This window comes from Protofrankia sp. CiP1_Cm_nod1 (genome assembly GCF_920888515.1).
GTDB lineage: Bacteria > Actinomycetota > Actinomycetes > Frankiales > Frankiaceae > Protofrankia.
Genome location: NZ_CAKKTM010000132.1, coordinates 12,519 through 32,460 on the forward strand (window position 1 = coordinate 12,519; position 19,942 = coordinate 32,460).

The following is a 19,942-nucleotide window of genomic DNA, read 5'->3' on the forward strand; positions in this document are numbered from 1 at the left end:
GATGGCCGAGGTCCTCGCCAACGGCGTCCGCCTGCACGTCCAGCGGCTGTCGCCCAGGGGCGGCCCGGGGCCCGGGGCGCCGGTCGTCGTCATGGTGCACGGCATGGTCATGGACAACATGTCCAGCCTCTACTTCTCGCTCGGGACCAGCCTCGCCCACGCCGGCGCCGACGTGATCTGCTACGACCTGCGCGGCCACGGCCGCAGCGAACGGACACCGGACGGCTACGCCCTGGCGGACGCCATGGCGGACCTGTCGGGGCTGCTCGACGCGCTCGGCGTCGACCGTCCCGTCCACCTGGTGGGCAACAGCTACGGGGCGACGATGGCCCTGTCCTACGCCCTGGAACACCCCGGGCGGGTGGCGAGCCTCACCCTGATCGAACCGCCTTTCCTCGTCGAGGGCCTTGGCGCGCGGATGGCCCGGTCGCTGGCGCAGGTGTCGGCCGGGCTCGACGACGCCGAGGTCGAGCGGTGGCTGGAGCGCTCCGCCGGGCGGGCGGTCAGCCGGATCGCCCGCGGCGCCCAGGCCCTGCTGCGGGAGACCTCGATCGCCACGGACATGCTCGCCACCGAGCCGTTCTCCCCGCGGCGGCTGGCCCGCCTGGACGTCCCCGTGCTGGCGGTCTACGGGGCGAACTCCGACATCGCAGACCACGCCGGAGGGCTCGCCCGGCTCGTCCCGGACTGCACCCTGATCGTCCTGGCGCACCACACCCACGCGGTACTGCGGGAGGCCACCGACTACCTGCGCATCCTGCTCAGATGGTGGCTGTTCGAGCCCGGCAGCCCGCCGCCGGCCCACCCCGGCACCGCCGGGCAGCGGTTCGAGACCCCCGACTGGGTGACCCGGATGGTCCCGCCCCCGGATCTCAACCGTCCCGCCAGCGCCTCCGCCGGCCCGGGGGAGAGCGTCGGTACCGGGGTGGCGGGGTGAGCCGTTTCCTGTTCGTCGTCCCGCCGCTGGCCGGGCATGTCAACCCGGCGGTCGGGATCGCCGCCGAACTGGCCGGCCGCGGTCACGAGGTCGCCGTCGCGGGCCACCCGGAGGTGGTCGGGCCGCTGCTGGCCCCCGGGCTCGCCCTGCTGCCACTCGCCGGGGCGTTCACCGGCCCCGCCCGGGCCGCCGTCGAGGAGAAGTCCAGGCGGCTGCGGGGCGCGGCGGCCCTGAAGTTCCTCTGGGAGGACTTCCTCATCCCACTGGCCGCGTCGATGGTCGACGAGGTCGACGCGAAGGTCGACCGGTTCGCCCCGGACCTGCTGGTCGTCGACCAGCAGGCGGTCGGGGCCGCGCTCGTCGCCCGCCGCCGGGGCCTGCCGTGGGCGACCCTTGCCGCCACGCCCGCCGAACTGGACGATCCGTACGAGCTCCTGCCCGGGGCCGGACGCTGGGTCCGTGACACGTTACGTGACTTCCAGCGCTCCCAGGGTGTGTCCGAGGACGAGGCGTGCGCTGGCGACCTGCGCTTTTCCGAGTACCTGACCCTGGTGTGCTCGGTACCCCGGATGCTGCGCACGGGCGGCTTTCCCGGCCACTACGGTTTCGTCGGCATACCGCTCGGCCGGCGGCCGGCGGCGGCCTTCCCGTGGGAATGGCTGGATGCCGAGCGTGAACATGTGCTGGTCTCGCTGGGGACGGTGACCCGCGAGGCCGGCGACCGGTTCCTGCGGGTCGCGGTCGACGCGCTCCGGCCGCTCGGGCACCGGCTGCAGGCGATAGTCGTGGCGCCGCCCGGCATCCTCGGCCACTCCGGGCCGAATCCCGCGCCCGGTGCCGCCGCTGTGGCCGACGGCGCTGTGGCCGACGGCGCTGTGGCCGACGGCGCTGTGGCCGACGCTGTTCCAGTCGATGCCGTTCCGGCCGACGTTGTTCCGGCCGATGCCGTCTCAGCCGATGCCGTCTCGGCTCACGGCGTTTCGACCGGCCGCGTTCTTGCCGGCGTTTCCCCCGGCAGCGGTGCTGAGGAACACATTCTTGTGCTGCCGCACGTCCCGCAGCTCGATCTCATGCCGCGGCTGTCCGCGGTGGTGTCGCACGGCGGGAACAACACGGTGTGCGAGGCGCTGGCGCACGGTGTCCCGCTGGTCGTGGCGCCGGTCCGGGACGACCAGCCCGTCATCGGGGAGCAGGTCGTGCGCACCGGCGCGGGCCTGCGGGTCAGGTTCGGCCGGGTGAGCGCGCCCGCGCTGCGCGAGTCGATCGTCTCGGTGCTGGACGAGCCGTCCTTCCGTACCGCCGCGCGGCGGCTGCGCGACGACTTCGCCGCCGCCGGGGGCGCCGTCGCCGCCGCGGACCGGCTGCTCGCGATGACCTGACCGTCGGCCCGGTGCCGACGCCGTCCGGCGAACCGCATCCGGCGAACCGCACCCGGAACAAAGAATTCGGAACACGGCCGCCGGGCGACGCTTTTCATGTTCCTTCAACAAGCTTTCTTCCGCACTCTTTAGGTATTTCCTAAAATTGGCGGACGAGTTTCATCTGATGAACTCCAGGCCGGCCGGCCAGCAAAATTCTCCCTCGTTTTTCCGGGAAATTCAGACGATATTTCTTCCGAAATTTTCTGATAGCTGGCGGATGATCGATCAGGTGGTTGTCGTGGCGTCCGGACGGGTGCCGCCCGCATTATCCGTGGTGGGTGGTTCGTCGTAGCACCAGTCGTGGACGAGCCCGCTGACGAAGATTCCGAGGAAGAGGGCCAGCAGTGGCAGCAGAATCATTCATGCTCCCAGGGGGTGGAGAAGTGAGGGGGCGTTCCCGGTGACCGGGCGGACACTGTCCCAGCCTGATTACCCGCTCCCGGGAGCATCTCACCTGGCGCTCGTCCGCGGTGACGCTGTGACACGATCTGCCGGTTGTGGGGGGGTGTTCCATCGATTGGGTGGCGGCAGGGTGCCGATTGGGCGTAGCGTCGCACCCAATGTCAACGCGGGAGCTTCCAACGCAGGAGGCTGAGAGGGCGGCTGGGTTCCACCCACAGTGCCGCCGACCGCCAGAACCTGTCCGGATAATGCCGGCGTAGGGAGGCTGTCACATGGTGCTGCCTGTCGACCGATCGGTCTCCGTGTCCGCGCCCGTCAACGACGGAACACCCGTCAACGACGGAACACCCGTCAACGACGGAACACCCGTCAACGACGGAGCGCCCGTCACCGATGGCGCGCCCGGCTCCACGGGGCGTGACACTCGGAGGCCCGCTGCCGGCGGGCCCGGCGGCGCGTCCGCGCCCGGCGGCCCACCCACGCCTGGCGGCCCACCCACGCCGGTCACCTCCGGCCCGCTGCCCGGCAGCCGCAAGACCTACCTGGTCGGCGCCGCGGACGGCCTGCGGGTGCCCATGCGCGAGGTGCCGCTCTCCACCGGCGACAGCGTGATCCTGTACGACACCTCCGGGCCGTACACCGACACCGAGCAGGTCACGGACGTGCGCCAGGGGCTGCCCCCGCTGCGGGACGCCTGGATCGCCGCCCGCGGCGACACCGAGGCCTACCGGAGCACCCCGCCGGAGATCCGGCACGGGGAGCGGCTGCGCCGGCCGTCCCCCAGGCGGGCGCTGCCCGGCCGGGCCGTCACCCAGCTCGCCTACGCCCGCCGGGGTGAGATCACGCCGGAGATGGAGTTCGTCGCGCTGCGCGAGGGCCTGCCGGCCGAGACCGTCCGGGCGGAGATCGCCGCCGGCCGCGCGGTGCTGCCCGCGAACGTCAACCACCCCGAGTCCGAGCCGATGGCGATCGGCAGCGCCCTCCTGGTGAAGATCAACGCGAACATCGGGAACTCGGCGGTGACCTCGTCCATCGAGGAGGAGGTGGACAAGATGGTGTGGGCGACCCGCTGGGGCGCCGACACCGTCATGGACCTGTCCACCGGCCGCGACATCCACACCACCCGGGAGTGGATCATCCGGAACTCGCCGGTCCCGATCGGGACCGTGCCGATCTACCAGGCGCTGGAGAAGGCCGGCGGCAAGGCCGAGGAACTGTCCTGGGAGGTCTACCGGGACACCGTCATCGAGCAGTGCGAGCAGGGCGTGGACTACATGACCGTCCACGCCGGGGTGCTGCTGCGCTACGTGCCGCTGACCGCGCGGCGCAAGACCGGGATCGTCTCCCGCGGCGGTTCCATCCTGGCCGCCTGGTGCCTGGCCCACCACCAGGAGAACTTCCTCTACACCCACTTCGCCGAGCTGTGCGAGATCCTGCGCGCCTACGACGTGACCTTCTCACTCGGGGACGGGCTGCGCCCCGGCTCGATCGCCGACGCCAACGACGCCGCCCAGCTCGCGGAGCTGGCCACCCTCGGGGAGCTGACCTCGGTGGCCTGGGAGCACGACGTCCAGGTCATGATCGAAGGCCCCGGGCACGTCCCGATGAACAAGATCAAGGAGAATGTGGACCTGCAGCGCGAGCTGTGCCACGACGCGCCCTTCTACACCCTCGGGCCGCTGACCACGGACATCGCGCCCGGCTACGACCACATCACCTCCGCGATCGGCGCCGCGATGATCGGCTGGTACGGCACGGCGATGCTCTGCTACGTCACCCCCAAGGAGCACCTCGGCCTGCCCGACCGCGACGACGTCAAGGCCGGAGTGATCGCCTACAAGATCGCCGCGCACGCGGCGGACCTGGCCAAGGGGCATCCAGGCGCCCAGGCGTGGGACGACGCCCTGTCCGACGCCCGGTTCGACTTCCGCTGGAGCGACCAGTTCCACCTCGCGCTCGACCCGGAGACCGCCGAGGCCTTCCACGACGAGACCCTGCCCGCGGCGCCCGCGAAGTCGGCGCACTTCTGCTCGATGTGCGGCCCGCACTTCTGCTCGATGAGGATCACCCAGGACGTGCGCAAGTACGCCGAGGAGCACGGCCTCGCCGAGACCGACGCCGTGGCGGCCGGCCTCCAGGAGAAGTCGGCGGAGTTCGCCGCCCACGGCAACCGCGTCTACCTCCCGATCACGGAATCGTAGAAACCGCGGGCATCGGCGGCTGGGCGTCGGCGGGCACCGTAGGTACTTTCGGTCGCTCCGACGACGGTTTCCACCTACGGCTTCCGTATCCGTAGGTGGAAACCGCTGCGTTGATGACGGTTTTCACCTACAGGTCCGGCTCCCAGCCGCGTTGGCGTAGTGCTGTGGCGACCTGTTCGGCCACCAGCCGCGGTTCGGTGCGCAGCACATGGACCGGGAAACGCAGGATGAGGCGGTCCTGGAGCACACCGGCGTTCTGGCGGGCCAGATCGTCCCACCACTGGCGCACCTCCCGATGGTGGCCACCGTCGATCTCCACCCAGACCCGCCACGTCTCGTACCAGACGTCGAGGTGACAGTGGCTGCCACCGGCGTCGATCCTCTCCTGCCGTCGCGCGGCCGGCAGACCGTAGCGGTTCTCGATTTTTCGATAAAGGATTTCGGCCACCGAATGGGCGCCGTCACCCAGGTCACCGAGGGTTTCGATGATCAATGCGTTGCGGCGCAGCGGCCCACGGCGCTCGACGACACGGCGAAGCTCGGCAACGGTGACCAGCCGCTGCTGGACGGCCGCGGCAAGCACAGCACGTGCGTCGTCCTCGTCCGGGGCCCAGCTGGCCATGTCCACGACCGAGCGGGGCAGCCGGGTCCGCGGCGGCGACCGCCGCGGGTGCACATCATCGGAGCCGAGATGACGGCTGCGTCGGATGATGACACCGGGGCGCCGCGTCACATGCCGGGCGGCGTCGACAAGGACGACGACCGGGCCGCCGTCGAACCCGCGTAAGCCGTCGAACGACGCCGCGGACACCCCGCCGAGCACCGCACCCGATCCGATCGACTCGACGGCCGCCCACAGCAGCTGGCTGCCGGTGATCGGGCCGGAATGGGTGACGAGCACCCCCCGCATGGGCCGCTGCCAGCGGCCGCTGCGCAGCTTCCAGCGGATCTCCGCCTCGGTCATCCCAGCATCCAGAGCCGCACGGACCGAGATGACGCCATCCTGGGCTGCCGCGATCCGCTCCCAGCCCGCACGTTCCCCACGCCCACCGGCCCGCCGCCTGGACGCGTGACCGTTTCCGCAGGTCTCCTGGCCGCAGCCATCGTCGCCGCGAGCCTCGCTGCCAGGCTCCTCGCTGCCAGGCTCCTCGCTGCCGCGACACCTGCCGACACCGTTCTTACTGCCGCTGTTCTTGTCACCGCTGTTCTTGTTGTCACCACGCGGGTGGCGCAAGCCGGGATCATGGGCCATGCCCCCACGCTGCCACGATGTTCACCCACCCGCGAGCGAGGGCAGCTACCTGTGGACAATGCAGGCCGTAGGCGACAACGGGGCCCGTAGGTGGAAACCGTCGTTGCCACAACCAAAGCCACCTACACCCACGGAGCCCGTAGGTGGAAACCGTTGCTGCCACGACCGAACCCACCTACACCTTCCGCCCCGGTGCTCGAGCCCCCTCCGTTCGGGGTGCGCGCCGTCCCTGTCACACTGTGCGCAGCCGACAGCGTTTACGGACGGACGGGGGCACATGGCTGGCAAGGTAATAATCCACCTGCTCGGCACATCCGACGTGGGAATCACCACCGGCGGCCGGCTTTCCGGCGAGGCGGTACACGATCTCGAAAAAAGGTACGCCGATATCGAGAAGGTTCTGAACGGCGTGGCTGCCGCGGCGGAGGAGTGGACGAACGCCGCTGCTGACAGCGCTGTACGGAACGCCGCGAAGGAGGAGTTGAGCAAGGCTCGGAACGATATAGAACCGCTTCTTGTCACGCATGAATTCACTAATACGCGGACAGGAAAAAGCGGGCGCCGAAGCGCCCCGCTGGCGACTCTTCTCCGTAGTCAGAAGGATTGGGGATCCCGCCCGGCTCGCTCTCGCGACCACGCGACAGGAGCCTTCGGAGGCCGCCGACACCTGGCGGATCTTCAAGCTGATAAGAAGCGCGCTGGAAATCTGGCCGGATCTTTACGCGGATGTGGCGCTGAGCGCCGTGGACGAGATCCCGATGGGGGCGCCGTTGACCGCTGCTGCCCGGGACGCTGTTGACTCCTACCTCGAGAACAAGCAGCTCGACGGCGTCTTTCTCGGCTATGGGACGGGCGCGAAGAACAGTCTCAGCGGGCTCTTTCTCGGCTGTCTCGAGTCCACTTTTACGGTCGATCTTGTTCCGCTTCAGGAAGGGCATGGCCGAACGTCGCTGACGTTGCAGTCGGACGCGCGTGGCTGGCTTTCCAGGAAACGCCACTTCCGCGGCCTGGCCGAACTGGCCGAGTGTGCTGGAAACGAGCGGGAAAGCTGGGCATGGAAGGCGTTACACTGTCGTCAGATCCAGGACGACGACGGTTTTCGGTATGCCGTTGGGCGGGCGGGGCTGCCCGAGCTGGAGAAGGACGAGTTCGGCCCGCGTTCCCATCATTCCGTTGAGAGCGCCTTGCTCGACAGGCTGCTCCGGAACGAGGTCGCCGCTCTCCTGCAGGTTCGCTCGTGGATCTATGATCACTACCGTGAGCTGGTGGAGAGCGAGCCGGACGGAAGTAACTGGCCCGAGATCGGAAAGCGGACGCTGGGTCCTCTGATAGGAAGCGTCGAGGACAACCATGAGCTCGCCGGTCGTCTGCCGAGGGAGTTCCTGGTGTCCAGTTCTGTCAAGCATCTCAACGAGGTTGCCAGCAGCGTCGCGCACGACGCGCTCACGGCTTCGAAGGGTTTTCGGAGGGCTGACGGCTACTTCCGCGAGATCGCTGAGGCCGCTGACCGTCGGGATCCTCGGCGGAAGCTGGGGCTCTCGCCGAATCCGGCGCGTTGGTCGTCGCTCCCTTCGGGACGGCTGCTCGTGGTTCAGTGCGTGGGCGGGCAGGATCTCCGTCCACAGCTCACGGCCATTCTCGACCATGACTTCCAGAACATCCGGATCGACGAGGAAGTCGAGGAAGTCAACTGGAAGATCGATATCTTGATGATCGCGTCTGTCAGTACCGCTGACAAGGCACAAAGGGAGATCGAAGCGCTCTGGGCGGCGCTCGAACGGCGGTGGAGCCAGGCGGCGCAGCCCGAAGGGCACGACGGCGGGGAGGTGTACGACGGCAGGCTGGCCCGGCTGCGCTACCCGATAGGGATCACCTTGAAGCCGGCGCCACCGTCAGAATCCGGCCAGGTGAACAGAGAGAACAACATCGAGATGATGCGTGCGGAGATTGTCGATTCCATCAGGGTTCTTGACGCGACATTCGCGCTGCGCGATGCCGAGGCCGTTGTCTTCCTGGGCGGCCCGGCGACCCACGGTATGAACCTCGCGGCTGCGTTGGCCGCACTCGACTGGGCTGTGAAGGAGGGATGCCCGGCATACGTCGGCTCCATCGACGAGATCCGGCACACCGGCCCGGCCGGTCCGCCTCATAGCACGGTGAGTGTCTCGGACCGACATGTACTGGCATTACCGACTTACGACGGTCTGTTGAAGAATGTTGCCGCCCGGCAGGTCGAATCCCTGGAGTTTGTCGCGGCTGCGGCGACGCTGCGTCGGGGCGGGCGGGAGCTTCGTGATATCGCGGGCAGAGTCGACGATCTGCGCAGGGACGCGTTCGACTGGGATTCGGCTCGTGCTGCTCTGATTCCGGAGGTAGAGAAGCGGCGGGAGGAGGCCGCGCGCCGGTTGGAGTTGGTCCGAGCGCTGGGGAAAAACGACGGCTGGGGCTCGGTCTGTCTCGCGACCGCGATCTGTGAGCACGTGTTGAAGGAAGAGAAGAAAGGAAATAAGGGGCCCTGGGAGGAGGGGCCCCTGAAGAATCTTTCCCGGATTCGTAACAACAGCCCGACCACCCACAATAATGATCATGCCTCGTTGGCAAAGGCGCTGAGTGAGAAGCTGGGAACTCCGGTAAGTCAGGAGGATGCCCTCGACGTTCTCGATCTTTTTCTGGAGAAGGTCCAGAAGCAGTTGCTCGAAGGTATTATGATCGAGGTGGACATCGCTGAATACCGGAGCCGGTACGAGGACATCCTCGACGATCTCCGTAGTGCTCGTTCCGGGGTGACCGGGTAGAGATTTCTCCTGGTGGTTGTGCTCCGCGGGGCACAGCCACCAGGAGGGCCGGGTCGGGGTGAGGTTACTGTTCGTGTAGTTCGTGGAGCGGGGTCACGTTCGTGGTGAGTAGAGGCAGCGTGTAGCCGTACCTCATCGTCGGCTTTTTCGGATTCTGTGCACTGACCTTCTCGTTGAGCTGGAACCAGGCGACGATCTCCGAGATGTCGTCACCTTGGCGCGGTTTTGTCGAGCCCCGTGGATAGCCGACGCGGACGCCGTCGCCGTAGCCGGTGGCGGCCCGGCGCAGCGCGGCGATGTGGGCGGCTTTGTCGAAACTGCCACCCGTCGCTTCGGTGGTCGCCGTCCGGAAGGACTCGAGCAGTGTTTTCGCGATCTCGTCGAACCGCTCCGCACCGCCGTCCACGGAATCCTGGTCGATGGCGCCGAGGCAGCCGGACAGATCCCGGTAGGCGGCGGCCACCGTCTCGCCCCGGACGAGAGAACTGTCTTCCGGCAGCAGTTCAAGGGTGACCGAGCCCAGCCCGAGCGGCCGGCCGCGCCCGAGCCGGAACACGCCGAAATCGGCTGCCTTCGCCGACGGCTCCAGTTCTCTGGGGACGGCGAGTTCGCGAGGGTCGAGCAGCCACAGCAGCGCGCCGAGTTCCGCGTCGGTCATGTTCGTGACGTCGATGTCGAAGGTGAACGTGCTGTCGGCCCTGACCCAGGCCAGCACGGAGGCGTTCCGTTTTGTCCGTGGCTTCACCGGCTGTCCGTCCTGAGCCTGGCCCCGGCTCTGGGAGCCCTGTTGTTGCTGGCCGACGATCCGGACGGTGACCTTGTCCCGAACGTAGTCGTCGGGCCTGTCCTCAAGGTCGCGGTGGCGGGGGAAGACCTTGAAACCGCGCAGGCCCGCCTCCGGGCCGTACATTTCCGCCTTCAGCATTCTCTCGCCCACCGGTGTCCCGGCGGGGTCGGCCGCGCTGTAGAAACGGGCCTGGCTCGGCTTGGGCGCGCCCAGTTCGATCAGCGGGAGGCCGACATTGCCGAGCAGCTTTTTCTTATGGAAGTTGGTGATCTCCACCTTCTCGGGCAGGACCGGGGAGATCACGACATGTCCGCGATAGGCGGTCGCGCGTTCGTCGCGCTCGTCGGCACGCTGCTCGACCGTGCCGAAAACCCGGTCCGCCGCGGAGAATTTGTCAAAAGCCGTGGGAGGCTGGCGACGCGCCGCCGCAAGCAGCTCCGCCGGAGGTCTGGAGAACGGCCGGCGCCCGACCATGACAGGCAGCAGCCGTTCCAGCCGCTGGCCGTCATGGGAGAACACGCCGTACAGCAGATCCCCCGCTTCCAAAGGCCGCTGTCGCTCGGTTCTGCCCGCTGAGCTCTTCTTCCGGATGCTTTTCCTGACTCGCTCTTCCTTGGTTTTCCTTGCCCATTCGACGACCGGCAGGGACGCTGTCCTCTCTTTTCCCGGCCGGACACTCGGTGGCGCTCCGTCGAGTTCACGGACATAGCTGTCGAGCACCTCCCGGTAGGCGGCCGCGACGGTGTCGGTAAGCCGGACGGGTTTCGGTGGCAACAGGTTGTCCGGATCCGTGAAGAAGATTCGCTCATGTTTTTTCGAGGGGAAGTTCTTCGCATCGTGATTCTGGTTCGTGCGGCAGACCCAGCCGTCCACCGTAATAGTTTCGGGGTATCTGTCGGCAACGCTGCCGATCGGGCGGATATCACCTCCTTTCGCCCCGATCCCGGTGACCAGCCAGTATGAGTAGATATTGTTTCGCACGCTGGTCAGCTCGACGCTGACCTCGTCTTTGTGGGCGAAACGCCGGGCGGCGGCAAGGCCGTCTCCGGTGCGGAGGCCAGCCGGTTCCCAGATGAAATTCTTGATAGCGCTGTCGTCGGGGAGCAGTGCGGCCGGCATGTAGTCGTCGACCCGTCCGAATTCTCTCCGGGTGCCCAGCAGGGGCCTGGCGTGCAGTTCGCCGTCGATCTCCTCGATGCGTACCGGGGTCAGCTCGAGGGCCTCGTACGGCTGGGAACGGAATGCCAGCGGCAGATCGTGCCGGGCCGCGACCCCGAAGCGGGAGAGGGTGGCGATCTCGTAGGCGGAGCGGAGCATTCCCTTGACCGACGTCACCGGAATCTCGACGTCGTTGCCCTCCGTGGCGCCTTTCGCCTGCCCGGACCGGGAGCGGAGCCGGAGGAAGGTGTGGCCGGCCTCGGTCTCGTAGCCCTCGTGGTCCGTGGTGTCCTTTTCCGCCTTCGAGGCGGTCTCGCCGACGATCAGTGGAGTGCGGGCGGTCAGCCGTACCCGCAGGCGCCCGTTCCACAGCTCCGGCCGCAGCCGGTCGTGGCCGGCCGGGGCGCCGTCCGCGAACGGGGGTCCGGCCGGCCGGGGCGGCAGCGGCGCGAAGTTGTAGGCGTGGTGAAACGGTTTCCCCTCGGAGATCCCGGAGTTGTTCGCCCGAGCTCCGTTTCTTGTCCCCGCGTTTCCACGGGTCCTGTCGTTCCCGCTGCTCGTGGTGTAGGTACCGCGGCTGTTGTCGCGGGGCGCTCTGCTCACGGCTCAGGCCTCCTGGGCGGGGAATGATGCTGGGACCGCGGCGCCGCACAGCAGTTCGTCCGCGGGGACGATGTTGCCGTAGCGTGGCTCGGCCACGAAAACCTCGAAGCTGGGCAGGGCCGCTCTGGCACGTTCGGTGAAACCCGTCACCGGCGCGACGAACGGGCTCACCCTGTCCTGCTGGAAGCGGGCCCAGCCGAGACCGGCCGGCAGCGCCGTGGATTCGGTGAGCGGGCGGGCCGAGCCCCACAGCAGGTAGCTGTTCTCCCGAACCCAGCACGCCGTCGTGTCCGTCGTGTCCGCCGTGTCCGTCGTGTCCGCTGGCTGTTGTTCCCGCCGCGCGTCCTCCGGCGGCGCCGTCCGGGAGCCGTCGGAGGAGGGGGAAGCGGATACAGGAGGATCGGAAGCGGCGGGATCGGTGAGTATGACCAGGACGGCGTGCTCCGCCCCGGCTACCCATCGCCACTCGGCCGCGAGCACATCCGGCCCGTTGCCGAACAGGCGTGCCTCGAAGATCTTCCCAAGGGCCTCCGCAGGCAGCGCTTCGCCGTGTTCGTCCACCAGCTGCCAGTCGGTGCCGAGTTCGGCGAAGCGGGGGCCGCCGGTGCCGTAGAGCAGGGCGTACAGCAGCGGCGGCACGGGCTCGATGTCCCGGAGCGCGGCCAGCGCGTCGGAGAGCCCGCCGCCAGGCAGTCGCCGCTCGCCCAGCAGTGCCTTGCGGAGCGTCATGCTTCCCCCTCGCCGTTGTTCACGGCGTCGCCGTCACCTGCGGCGCTGCCGTCCGGGTTGTTGCCGGGTGTGCCGGGCGGGCCGATCCAGCGGATCCAGTCACCGTCGGCCGGCAGCAGCTTGCGCGCTTCGGCGAGGACGGCCGCGACGACCGCCGCCGGGCCCGCTTTCCCTTCCGTCGCGGACCAGCCGGCCGGCCATGGACGCCCGTCCGTGCCCGCCGCGCGGGCGGGGCCGCGGGCCTGTGCGTCGATCTTCGTCACGGTGAGCGCTCCCAGGCCCCGGGTGCCCCGGCTGCCCAGGGGCAGCGTCCCGGCGGCGAGCTCGGCGAGGACCAGGTACAGCAGGATGAGCGCGGCGTTCGCCCGCCCCGCCCGCTCCTCCGGTTCCGTTGGCTTCCCGGGATTCGGCCAGCCGGTGGTCAGCCGGTCGAGGTCGATCTCGATGGTGATCGGCTCCCAGCCCTGTTTCTTCTTGTTGTTCGCCTCCGGTTGTTGCACGGGAAGGATCGTGAACAGCCGTTCGTCCGCCGGGGCCGAGGTCCAGCGGTCCAGCGCCACCTGGGTCGAGAGCGTCCCGAGCCGGCCCGCCGCGGACGCGAAGGCCGGACCGCCCGCCGCCGGGGCCGCGCCGCCGGCGCCTGTCACGGCGCCGCTGCCTGCTGGGGCAGCACCGACCGTCGCCGAGGCACTGTCGCCTGCCGAAGGGGAGCCGTCCGCTGTGGAGGACGTGCGCAGGGCGTCGGCTTCCAGCCGGCTCAGCCCGGTGGCCAGGTGGACGTCGGAGATCCGTAACGGCGACTTCCAGTCGGCGGAGCCGAACAGCAGCCGCACCAGCTCGGGGTCGTCCGCCCGGTCGAGGACGAAGTCCCGTTGCCCGAAAGGCCGCTCGCCGTCCGCGCCGGGCTGCCCATCACCGATGATCGTCCGTGCGATGCGAGTGGCCCGGGTCCGGAACGCGCCTTTGATCTCCGAGGCTGGCAGGACGGGCTTCCAGACGAAGCTGTCGGCCGGAATGTCGTTGCTGTCGGTAGCGGTATTCCCGGTGGTGGCACGCCGCGCCATGCCCGGCCGTGCCCGGCTGCCTGTCGCTTCCGGCGCGCCCGCCGTTCCAGGCGCGCTGGTATCCACCCGGCGCGCCAGGACGGGGACCGTCACCTGGCGTTCCTGATCGTCGCCCTGAGGGATATGGCCGACGGTCCGGCCCGCCGCGACCAGCAGGGCGAGCCTGGGATGCCAGTCGACGGTGACTGTCAGTACGGAGGAGCTGGCGGGGATCTCCAGCGGCAGCTCGACGGACGTGAATCCAGGGCTGTTCCTGTCTCGGGTGTCCACGCCCAGCCAGGCCTGCAGGCCACGCAGGGTGGCGACGTCCATCCGCCGCAGGCTGGCCTCCGTGGCTCTGACGGACCCGAGGCCGCGGCTGGACGCGGCGCCCAACAGGATCGCTCCCCTGGTGAGCGCGGTAGCCAGCGAGGCGAGCATCGTCTTGAGTGTCAGATCGCCACCGTCGTCACCCGTACCGTCACCCGTACCGTCACCCGTGCCGTCACCTGGGCCATCAGTTCGGCCGTCACCTGGGGTGTTGCCGGCGCCGTCGCCCCGGGGCCGGTCCGGCCTGGCGCGCGCGTCCGTGGTCAGGCAGAGGGTGATCCTGGTGCCGGCGGGCAGGACCTCGCGGTCGTACTTGATACCGTGCGCGGCGGTCCCGGTCACGCGGTCGATGCCGACCCCGTCCCGGGTCTCGCTGTCGCCCTGGACGCCGGTTTTCGGGTCGGCGGGCGTGAGACCGGGCAGCGGGGCGTCGGCGACGACGATGCGGCTCGCGCCGTCGATCGACCCCCAGTGCCGCCGGACGGCCTCCGGCGTCCACGTCCGTTCGCACCAGGCGCGCAGGGCGCCTGCGATCGACGTGCCCGGAATGTAGTACTGACCGGCGCCGTTGACCGCCAGGGTCAGATGCGAACGCTGTCCCTTGCCGTCGCCCGCCGTGTCCGGGCCGGGTACGGCATCCGAGCCCGGCCCGGCGAGCGGATCGGTCAGGCCGGCCCCGCCGACGTGCAACGGGGCCTGGGTGACCAGCGTCGCGGCCAGCCGGTACCGGATGCGCGGGCGGAAGGCCGGCGGCTTCTCCCCGCCAGCGGAATAGGCCCACAGGGGGTCGTCCCAGATGCCGGACGTGCCCGTGCCGCCCGCGCTGTTCGTGCTGTCTGCCGCTGTGGTCATGCCGGGTTCTCCGTCCTCCGGCGGGCCGCTGCCGCGGCCGGTTCCGCTGTCGGTTCCGTCGTCACTGCCGTTGTCACTGCCGCCGTGGCTTGCGCCTCCAGGAGCTCGATCCGCTCGGCGACCAGCTCGGGGTCGTTGAAGCTGACCTGGCCGAACCCCTCGGCCGTGCGGCCGCCGATCCCGGTGATCTCAAGCCGGGCGAGGACGTCCGCGCCGGAGCCGTCCCAGCCAAGCCGCAGGCAGGTACCGGCGGCGAGCGCGACCAGCGTCGGCCGGGGCAGGCCGGACGGGCGGTGCCAGGAGCTGATCCGTCGGGTCCGGGCCGAGGCAGGCACCGGCCCGCGGCTGCCCGGATCAACCGGGACGAGGTTGTCGACACCGACACCGAGCCGTTGCAGCAGCCGGACGAGGTCGGTGACGTCCGCGGACATCCGCAGCCGGGAGTCCCGGACGATTGTGTCCGAGCGCAGCCACACGAACAGCTCGCCCTTCGAGACATCCGGGGTACCGCCCGTCCCGCTCGCCGGGGCACCGCCCGTCCCGCTCGCCGGGGCACCACTCGTGCCGCCCGAGACGCCACCCGTGCCGCCCGAGACGCCGCCTGCGCCGCTATAGGCGCTGAACGTGTCCCTCTGGACGCCATCCGTACCGATGGGGACGCTATCTGTCCCTGCCTGGGCACCATTTGTGCTGACCGGGACGATGCTGTCGCGTGGGGGGCGGTGCCGCACGCCGGAGACCTCCACCCGCACCCGGCCGTACTCCGACTTGGATTTCCCCCCGAGCCGGACGTCCTCGCTGGCCAGGCACGCGCGCGGCCAGTCGGGGCCGGCCGTGGCCAGCGCGTCGTGCAGACGCTGGCTCACCCGCACGTGGGCGCGCAGCCGGGTGTCGGTATGGATGTCGTCGGATCCGGATGTGCGCGGCGGGATCACCTGGACGGTGTAGAGGCCGGAGTCCTCGGTCGGTCGCTGGCTGTACTCCTCCACCTGGTTGTGCATGGCGACCGCGAGCACCGGCTGGTGGAAGAGCAGGCGTGTGGCGCTGGGAGCGTGCTTGTCGGCACCGGCCGATCCACCAGCGTCGACCGGCCCGGTGCCACCGGTCGGCCCGGCGGCTCCGGCAGCGTCGACGGGCGCGACGTAGCCGGTGCGCATCGGCTTGTACTGGGCCTTCGGCTGGCCGGCGCGTAGCCGGTTGAGCACATTCCGGGGGTCTCCGTCTTTGGCGTCTTTGGCTCCCTGGGCCTCCTTGGATCCCTGGACGCCGTTGGCGCCACCGGCGCCGGAGTGGTGTGAGCTGTCGGAGCCGGAGGTGTCAGCCCGATCCTTCGCCCGCTGGAACGCCAGTGGGACCGGGTCGGAGCGCTTCCCGGCGACTTCGGGCGTCGCCGCTGTGACGATCAGCTCGCCGGCGGTCACGGCGTCCGCCGCGGCCTGGGGAGCGAGCCTGCGCAGCGCGCCGTGGACCCAGGGCAGCAAGGTCGTCCCGGGCAGCTGGTCGGCGCCGGTGAGCATGTTCCCGCTCACCCCGGTGGACGCGAGCACCGGCTGGTCCACGGTGATCGTCAGATCCACCTCGAACCAGCGCTCCGCCGCAGCCCGGGCGACCACAGCCGGTGCGTGACCCTGAACGACCACCGGCTCTGCCGGTGCCGGTACCTGGCCGCGGAAGTCCGTGACCGCCCGGAAGGCGTTGTCGAGAAGCCGGAGGCGGGCGCTGTCCGCCTTCTTCCGTGCGATGTCGGCCTGGTCGGCGTCGGCCAGGCCGACGGATTCGGACTTCGAGACCAGCACCCGTGCGGCACCGGCGCCGCGGCGCCGGTCTCCGCCGACCGCGTCGATGAGCGACGCCCCGATCAGCAGCAGCGTCGCGGCCGCGCGCCGCTGCTCCCGTGTCCAGGAGTCCGCGTCGACCAGCCGCGCGGTGGCGAACAGGGTCGCCGGTTTGGCCATCTCGACGAAGCGCAGCATGTCGTCGTGGGCCCGGCCGGTCCGGTGGTCGATCGCCACCCCCGGCTTGATCAGCGTCCACCGGTCGCCGCGGTCGCCGAGCGTGGGGATCGCGGGCCGGTCTGTCCGCGGCTTCGCCTTGGGCGGCAGGTGGGCGGAGCCGACGGTGAACAGCGGCGCCGTCCCGGCATGGCCGAACAGCGCGCGCGTCCACGCCCACCAGGGCCGGTTGGCCTCGCCATGGCGGGCCGCCTCGGCGTCCAGCGCGATGCTCGCCTGTGCGCAGGCGTCGCGCCACAGGCCGGTCAGCGTCGTGCCCGGCAGGTACGGCCGGCCATGGGCGTCCCGCCGGATGGTGGCGTCGATGCCGCCCGGCAGCCCGTAGCCGCTCCCGACGTGCCAGTCGCCCGTGATGTCGACGATCACGGTCAGCGGGTCCGGCACCGCGCCGTTTTCGAGGTCCAGGTCAGGCATTGGCATTCTCCGAACGGTTCTTCTCCAGCAGGGACGCGGGCAGCACGTCGACCAGCTCGAGGGCGTCCAGCAGGCCGGTGACCCGGACGGTTTTCGTGGTCGCGGCGGCTTCCGCCCCACCGCTGCCTTCGGCCCTGTCGGTGCCTTCCGCACTGTCAGTGCCTTCGGCGTCCGGCGGGCTCTGCTCCGGATGATCGACAGCAGTCGGCCAGAACAACGACGAGTTGCCGCCACCGCCGAGCGTCGCGCGTTCGGCCGCTGGCAGCGGAGAGGAGATCTTCGCCCACAGCTTCTCGGCCTCGTTCGGCGCGGTGAGCTGTCCGCGTAGGGCGATCACGTGCGACCGGGAGATGAGACGAGCACCGGTCTGGTCCTTACGGGTCAACTCGGCGGCACGGCGCAGGACACGCTCCCAGTGGCGGTCGGGGTCGTCCTGTTCGCTGCCGCTGACCATCGCCGGCCGGCAGGTCAGCCGGGTCTTCGTCGTCGTGGTCGGCGGCAGGTCCAGCCGGGCCCTGATGTGATCGAGGTCGGGGACGTTCGTCTCGTACAGGATGTGCCAGTCGACGTAGGAGCGGTCCCGGCCGCGCTCCTTCGCCGACGAGCAGAGCTGCTCGGCGAGCCGGTACGCCTGGCTGAACGGGAACTGCCACTTCACCAGCGCGACCCCGGCCGCCGCGGTCAGCCCGACGCCATGACCGGCATCATGATCAGTGTCACCGTCGGTGTCGTGACCGGCATCGCGGCCAGCGCCACGGGCGGTGCCGTGACCGGTATCGCGGCCGGTAGCGCGGCCGGTAGCGCCGCCGGTCACGCGTTCGGCGGGCGTACCGCTCCCGCGCGGCTCCCTCGGCACCTGGATGTGCCGGAGGACGCCGTCCTTCCGGGACAGCTTCTCGAAGGCGCGCAGGAACTCGACCGCGAACACCAGCGCGTACCGGCCCGCCACCAGGACGCTCACGTCGTCCCCACCCAGCACGATCGGGACGACCGGGACGGGTGTTTTCTCGGTGTCCTCGGTGTCCTCGGTGTCCTCGGTGTCCTCGGTGTCCTCGGTGTCCTCGGTGTCCGCTGTCGTCGCTGTACTCGCGCCCTTCCCGGCCTGGGGCCCCTCCTGCGCCCTGAACTGTTCTTCGTCCTGGAACTGGCTGAGCACCTCTTTGGCCGCCTCCACGTAGGCGTTCTTCGTGACCTCGTCCAGGGCCGCGCTCACCTCCCCGTAGGCGGCAAGCGTGCGGGTGCCGTGGATATCCTGATCACGCAGCCAGGACGCCACCTTCCCGAACACATTCGGCTGGTAGGTGGGGGCCAACACGTCGTTGAGGTTCTGGAAGATGCGCCCCATGCCGTTGACGTCGGCGTGCACCACACCGACCCAGCTCGTCTCCCCGGCGCGCCCGGCACCGTCTCGGCCGGGCTGAGCGTTCAGCGGGCCGGAACGGGCGTTCGTGCGCTCCGTCGCATCCCGTCCGCCGGCTCGTCGCTTCTGTTCCGCGTTCGCGACCGGGACGCCCGCGAGCGCCGCCTCCAGCTTGGTCAGATCCGGGTACAGCAGCTCGGTCGGATCCGGGTACAGGCGTTCGCTGTCTGTCTCCCCGATGCCTCCGTCCCGAAGCACCTGAAGCATCCGGGTGCGGGCTGGCTTCGCGTAGGTGCGCTTGACCCGGGAGGCCAGCGACAGCTCCTGTTCCCGCGCGTCGTGCCGTGCCTCTTCCTCGGGTTTCTCGGATGTCTCAGAGTCGTGTCCCCTCGCCGGGGGCAGAGGCACGGTGGCTGGTAACCCGCTGTAACGACAGATCGCGGCGAACGGTATCTGCGGGAAGCGCGTCGCGACCGCGGGCCGGGTCGCCGTGTAGCCACCGAGGGCCGCGTGGACGCGGCGCAGCAGCTCCTGCTGTTTCGCATCGTCGTCGAGGTCACCGCGGCTGACGGAGACGAACGCCCCGTCGACGGCCAGGCCGGGCGCTCGCAGTGCCGCCCGCAGGGTCACCTCGGTGATCAGCCCGCGGGCGGTGTGCTCGCTCGCGTCGTCGTCGGCCTCGGTCACCAGCAGGACGACCTTGCCGGACGCCGCCATCACCTCGAGAATCGGCTCCGCCGTCGTCGAGACCGCCTGCTTCTCCGCCTGGCCGATCGTCTCGATCGCTTTTTTCGCCCAGCGTCTGATCATTGTTGTCAGTTCGGACGCGCCGATGTTCTCGCGTTGCTTGTTCGTGCCAAAGATGAACGGCTGGTTCCCGGACGTCTCGATCAGCACAAGGTGCACCTGCGTTCCCCGTTCGTTCGACCCCACCTGTTCCGCACCGCTGGGGACCGGGCGCATGCCACCGTGGCGTCGCTGCCCGGTCCCCAGCGGTGCGGAGCAGGCGAATGTATCGGCTGCGTGACGGTTCCTCGCCACCGGGCCGCCCCTGGCCACCCCGGTAGGCGGCCAGCCGGTTCCGTCAGCGAGATATCCGTCCCCACACATGTGCCTGACGGACGACGGGTGAAGGACGACAGACGACCCTGGTCCTGTGCCGACCTTCCGGCGGTATGGAGGCGGGCCGGCACGGGGGAGAAGGCTACGCAGGGGAGGGGCCGGCGCAGGAGAAGGGCCGGCGCAGGAGAAGGGCCGGCAGGGTAAGGAGAACAGCGCGAGGAGGCCACGCGGGCCGGCACATGACTGGCGGGGCCGCGGCACCCGGCTCCGTGACGCCCGCCGGCCGTGACCGGCAGGCGGCTTACAGGGGCGACAGACGCCGGCTCCCGGCGGCGTCCGCTGTCCGCGGGGGCCTTTCCGGCCGGACGCGTAGGTGGTTCCGGTCGCTGGCGCGACGGTTTCTACCTACGGCTTCCCCGTCCGTAGGTAGAAACCGTTGTGCTGGTGGCGGTTTCCACCTACAGGTCAAGGCGGGTTGTAGGGGAGCGGCAGGAGCGTGGGGCAGTGGGCTTCTGGATTGTGTGAGGCGGCCGGCTCATGGGGCGGTGGGGGATCGTGAAGGCCGGATCACGGGTGGCGGGATA

Annotated in this window: 12 protein-coding genes and 1 riboswitch; of the genes, 4 read left to right on the plus strand and 8 right to left on the minus strand. The window is 69.7% G+C overall.

Features of this window, described 5'->3' with window-relative positions; genetic code table 11:
- Position 1: 1 nt before the first annotated feature.
- Together NBX02_RS06255 and NBX02_RS06260 are read left to right on the plus strand one after the other, a co-directional pair.
- A complete protein-coding gene (locus NBX02_RS06255; RefSeq protein ID WP_250286140.1) occupies positions 2-937 on the plus strand; it encodes an alpha/beta fold hydrolase in 936 nt (311 codons plus the stop codon).
- Positions 934-2,316, plus strand: a complete 1,383-nt coding sequence (locus NBX02_RS06260) for a glycosyltransferase (protein WP_250286141.1) — start codon at positions 934-936, stop codon at positions 2,314-2,316. Before NBX02_RS06255 ends, NBX02_RS06260 begins: the two co-directional genes overlap by 4 nt.
- 267 nt (positions 2,317-2,583) lie before the next feature.
- Here NBX02_RS06260 and NBX02_RS22960 read toward each other — a convergent pair whose 3' ends face one another.
- A complete protein-coding gene (locus NBX02_RS22960) occupies positions 2,584-2,718 on the minus strand; it encodes a hypothetical protein (RefSeq protein ID WP_445548296.1) in 135 nt (44 codons plus the stop codon).
- Between the two features lie 198 nt (positions 2,719-2,916).
- Positions 2,917-3,041: riboswitch (TPP riboswitch) on the plus strand.
- Between NBX02_RS22960 and thiC the strand changes: the two genes are divergently transcribed.
- On the plus strand, positions 3,033-4,961 hold the full coding sequence (gene thiC / locus NBX02_RS06265) for a phosphomethylpyrimidine synthase ThiC (RefSeq protein ID WP_250290406.1): 1,929 nt from the start codon (positions 3,033-3,035) through the stop codon (positions 4,959-4,961). Its footprint overlaps the riboswitch before it by 9 nt.
- Before the next feature lie 127 nt (positions 4,962-5,088).
- Here the strand turns inward: thiC and NBX02_RS06270 are convergent, their stop codons facing one another.
- On the minus strand, positions 5,089-6,195 hold the full coding sequence (locus tag NBX02_RS06270; protein ID WP_250283064.1) for a hypothetical protein: 1,107 nt from the start codon (positions 6,193-6,195) through the stop codon (positions 5,089-5,091).
- 250 nt (positions 6,196-6,445) lie between these two features.
- Positions 6,446-6,739 carry a hypothetical protein gene (locus NBX02_RS06275; RefSeq protein ID WP_250290407.1) on the minus strand — a complete coding sequence of 98 codons (294 nt, stop codon included), beginning with the start codon at positions 6,737-6,739 and terminating at the stop codon, positions 6,446-6,448.
- Here NBX02_RS06275 and NBX02_RS06280 point away from each other — a divergent pair.
- The gene (locus NBX02_RS06280; RefSeq protein ID WP_250290410.1) at positions 6,738-9,008 is read left to right on the plus strand and encodes a hypothetical protein; all 2,271 of its coding nucleotides are present in this window, start codon (positions 6,738-6,740) and stop codon (positions 9,006-9,008) included. The genes NBX02_RS06275 and NBX02_RS06280 overlap by 2 nt on opposite strands.
- 64 nt (positions 9,009-9,072) lie before the next feature.
- Here the strand turns inward: NBX02_RS06280 and NBX02_RS06285 are convergent, their stop codons facing one another.
- From NBX02_RS06285 to NBX02_RS06305, 5 genes are read right to left on the minus strand one after another with little or no spacing between them, the layout of a single operon-like run.
- Positions 9,073-11,556: a TIGR03986 family type III CRISPR-associated RAMP protein gene (locus NBX02_RS06285; RefSeq protein ID WP_250283061.1), complete on the minus strand. Its 2,484-nt coding sequence runs from the start codon at positions 11,554-11,556 to the stop codon at positions 9,073-9,075.
- A 3-nt stretch (positions 11,557-11,559) separates the two neighbouring features.
- The gene (locus NBX02_RS06290; RefSeq protein WP_250283059.1) at positions 11,560-12,285 is read right to left on the minus strand and encodes a hypothetical protein; all 726 of its coding nucleotides are present in this window, start codon (positions 12,283-12,285) and stop codon (positions 11,560-11,562) included.
- On the minus strand, positions 12,282-14,510 hold the full coding sequence (locus NBX02_RS06295) for an RAMP superfamily CRISPR-associated protein (protein ID WP_250283057.1): 2,229 nt from the start codon (positions 14,508-14,510) through the stop codon (positions 12,282-12,284). The genes NBX02_RS06290 and NBX02_RS06295 overlap by 4 nt, the downstream gene beginning before the upstream one ends.
- On the minus strand, positions 14,507-16,942 hold the full coding sequence (locus tag NBX02_RS06300) for an RAMP superfamily CRISPR-associated protein (protein WP_250290412.1): 2,436 nt from the start codon (positions 16,940-16,942) through the stop codon (positions 14,507-14,509). The genes NBX02_RS06295 and NBX02_RS06300 overlap by 4 nt, the downstream gene beginning before the upstream one ends.
- Positions 16,929-19,202 (minus strand): hypothetical protein, encoded by a 2,274-nt coding sequence (locus NBX02_RS06305; RefSeq protein WP_250290414.1) that lies wholly within the window; start codon positions 19,200-19,202, stop codon positions 16,929-16,931. Before NBX02_RS06305 ends, NBX02_RS06300 begins: the two co-directional genes overlap by 14 nt.
- Positions 19,203-19,942: the final 740 nt, after the last annotated feature.

Excerpts from the sequence above, each read along its gene's own strand:
- NBX02_RS06295 (WP_250283057.1), bottom strand. The coding sequence starts at position 14,510 with ATGACCACAGCGGCAGACAGCACGAACAGCGCGGGCGGCACGGGCACG.
- NBX02_RS06280 (WP_250290410.1), top strand. The coding sequence starts at position 6,738 with ATGAATTCACTAATACGCGGACAGGAAAAAGCGGGCGCCGAAGCGCCC.
- NBX02_RS22960 (WP_445548296.1), bottom strand. The coding sequence starts at position 2,718 with ATGATTCTGCTGCCACTGCTGGCCCTCTTCCTCGGAATCTTCGTCAGC.
- NBX02_RS06300 (WP_250290412.1), bottom strand. The coding sequence starts at position 16,942 with ATGCCAATGCCTGACCTGGACCTCGAAAACGGCGCGGTGCCGGACCCG.
- thiC (WP_250290406.1), top strand. The coding sequence starts at position 3,033 with ATGGTGCTGCCTGTCGACCGATCGGTCTCCGTGTCCGCGCCCGTCAAC.
- NBX02_RS06255 (WP_250286140.1), top strand. The coding sequence starts at position 2 with ATGGCCGAGGTCCTCGCCAACGGCGTCCGCCTGCACGTCCAGCGGCTG.
- NBX02_RS06290 (WP_250283059.1), bottom strand. The coding sequence starts at position 12,285 with ATGACGCTCCGCAAGGCACTGCTGGGCGAGCGGCGACTGCCTGGCGGC.
- NBX02_RS06275 (WP_250290407.1), bottom strand. The coding sequence starts at position 6,739 with ATGCGTGACAAGAAGCGGTTCTATATCGTTCCGAGCCTTGCTCAACTC.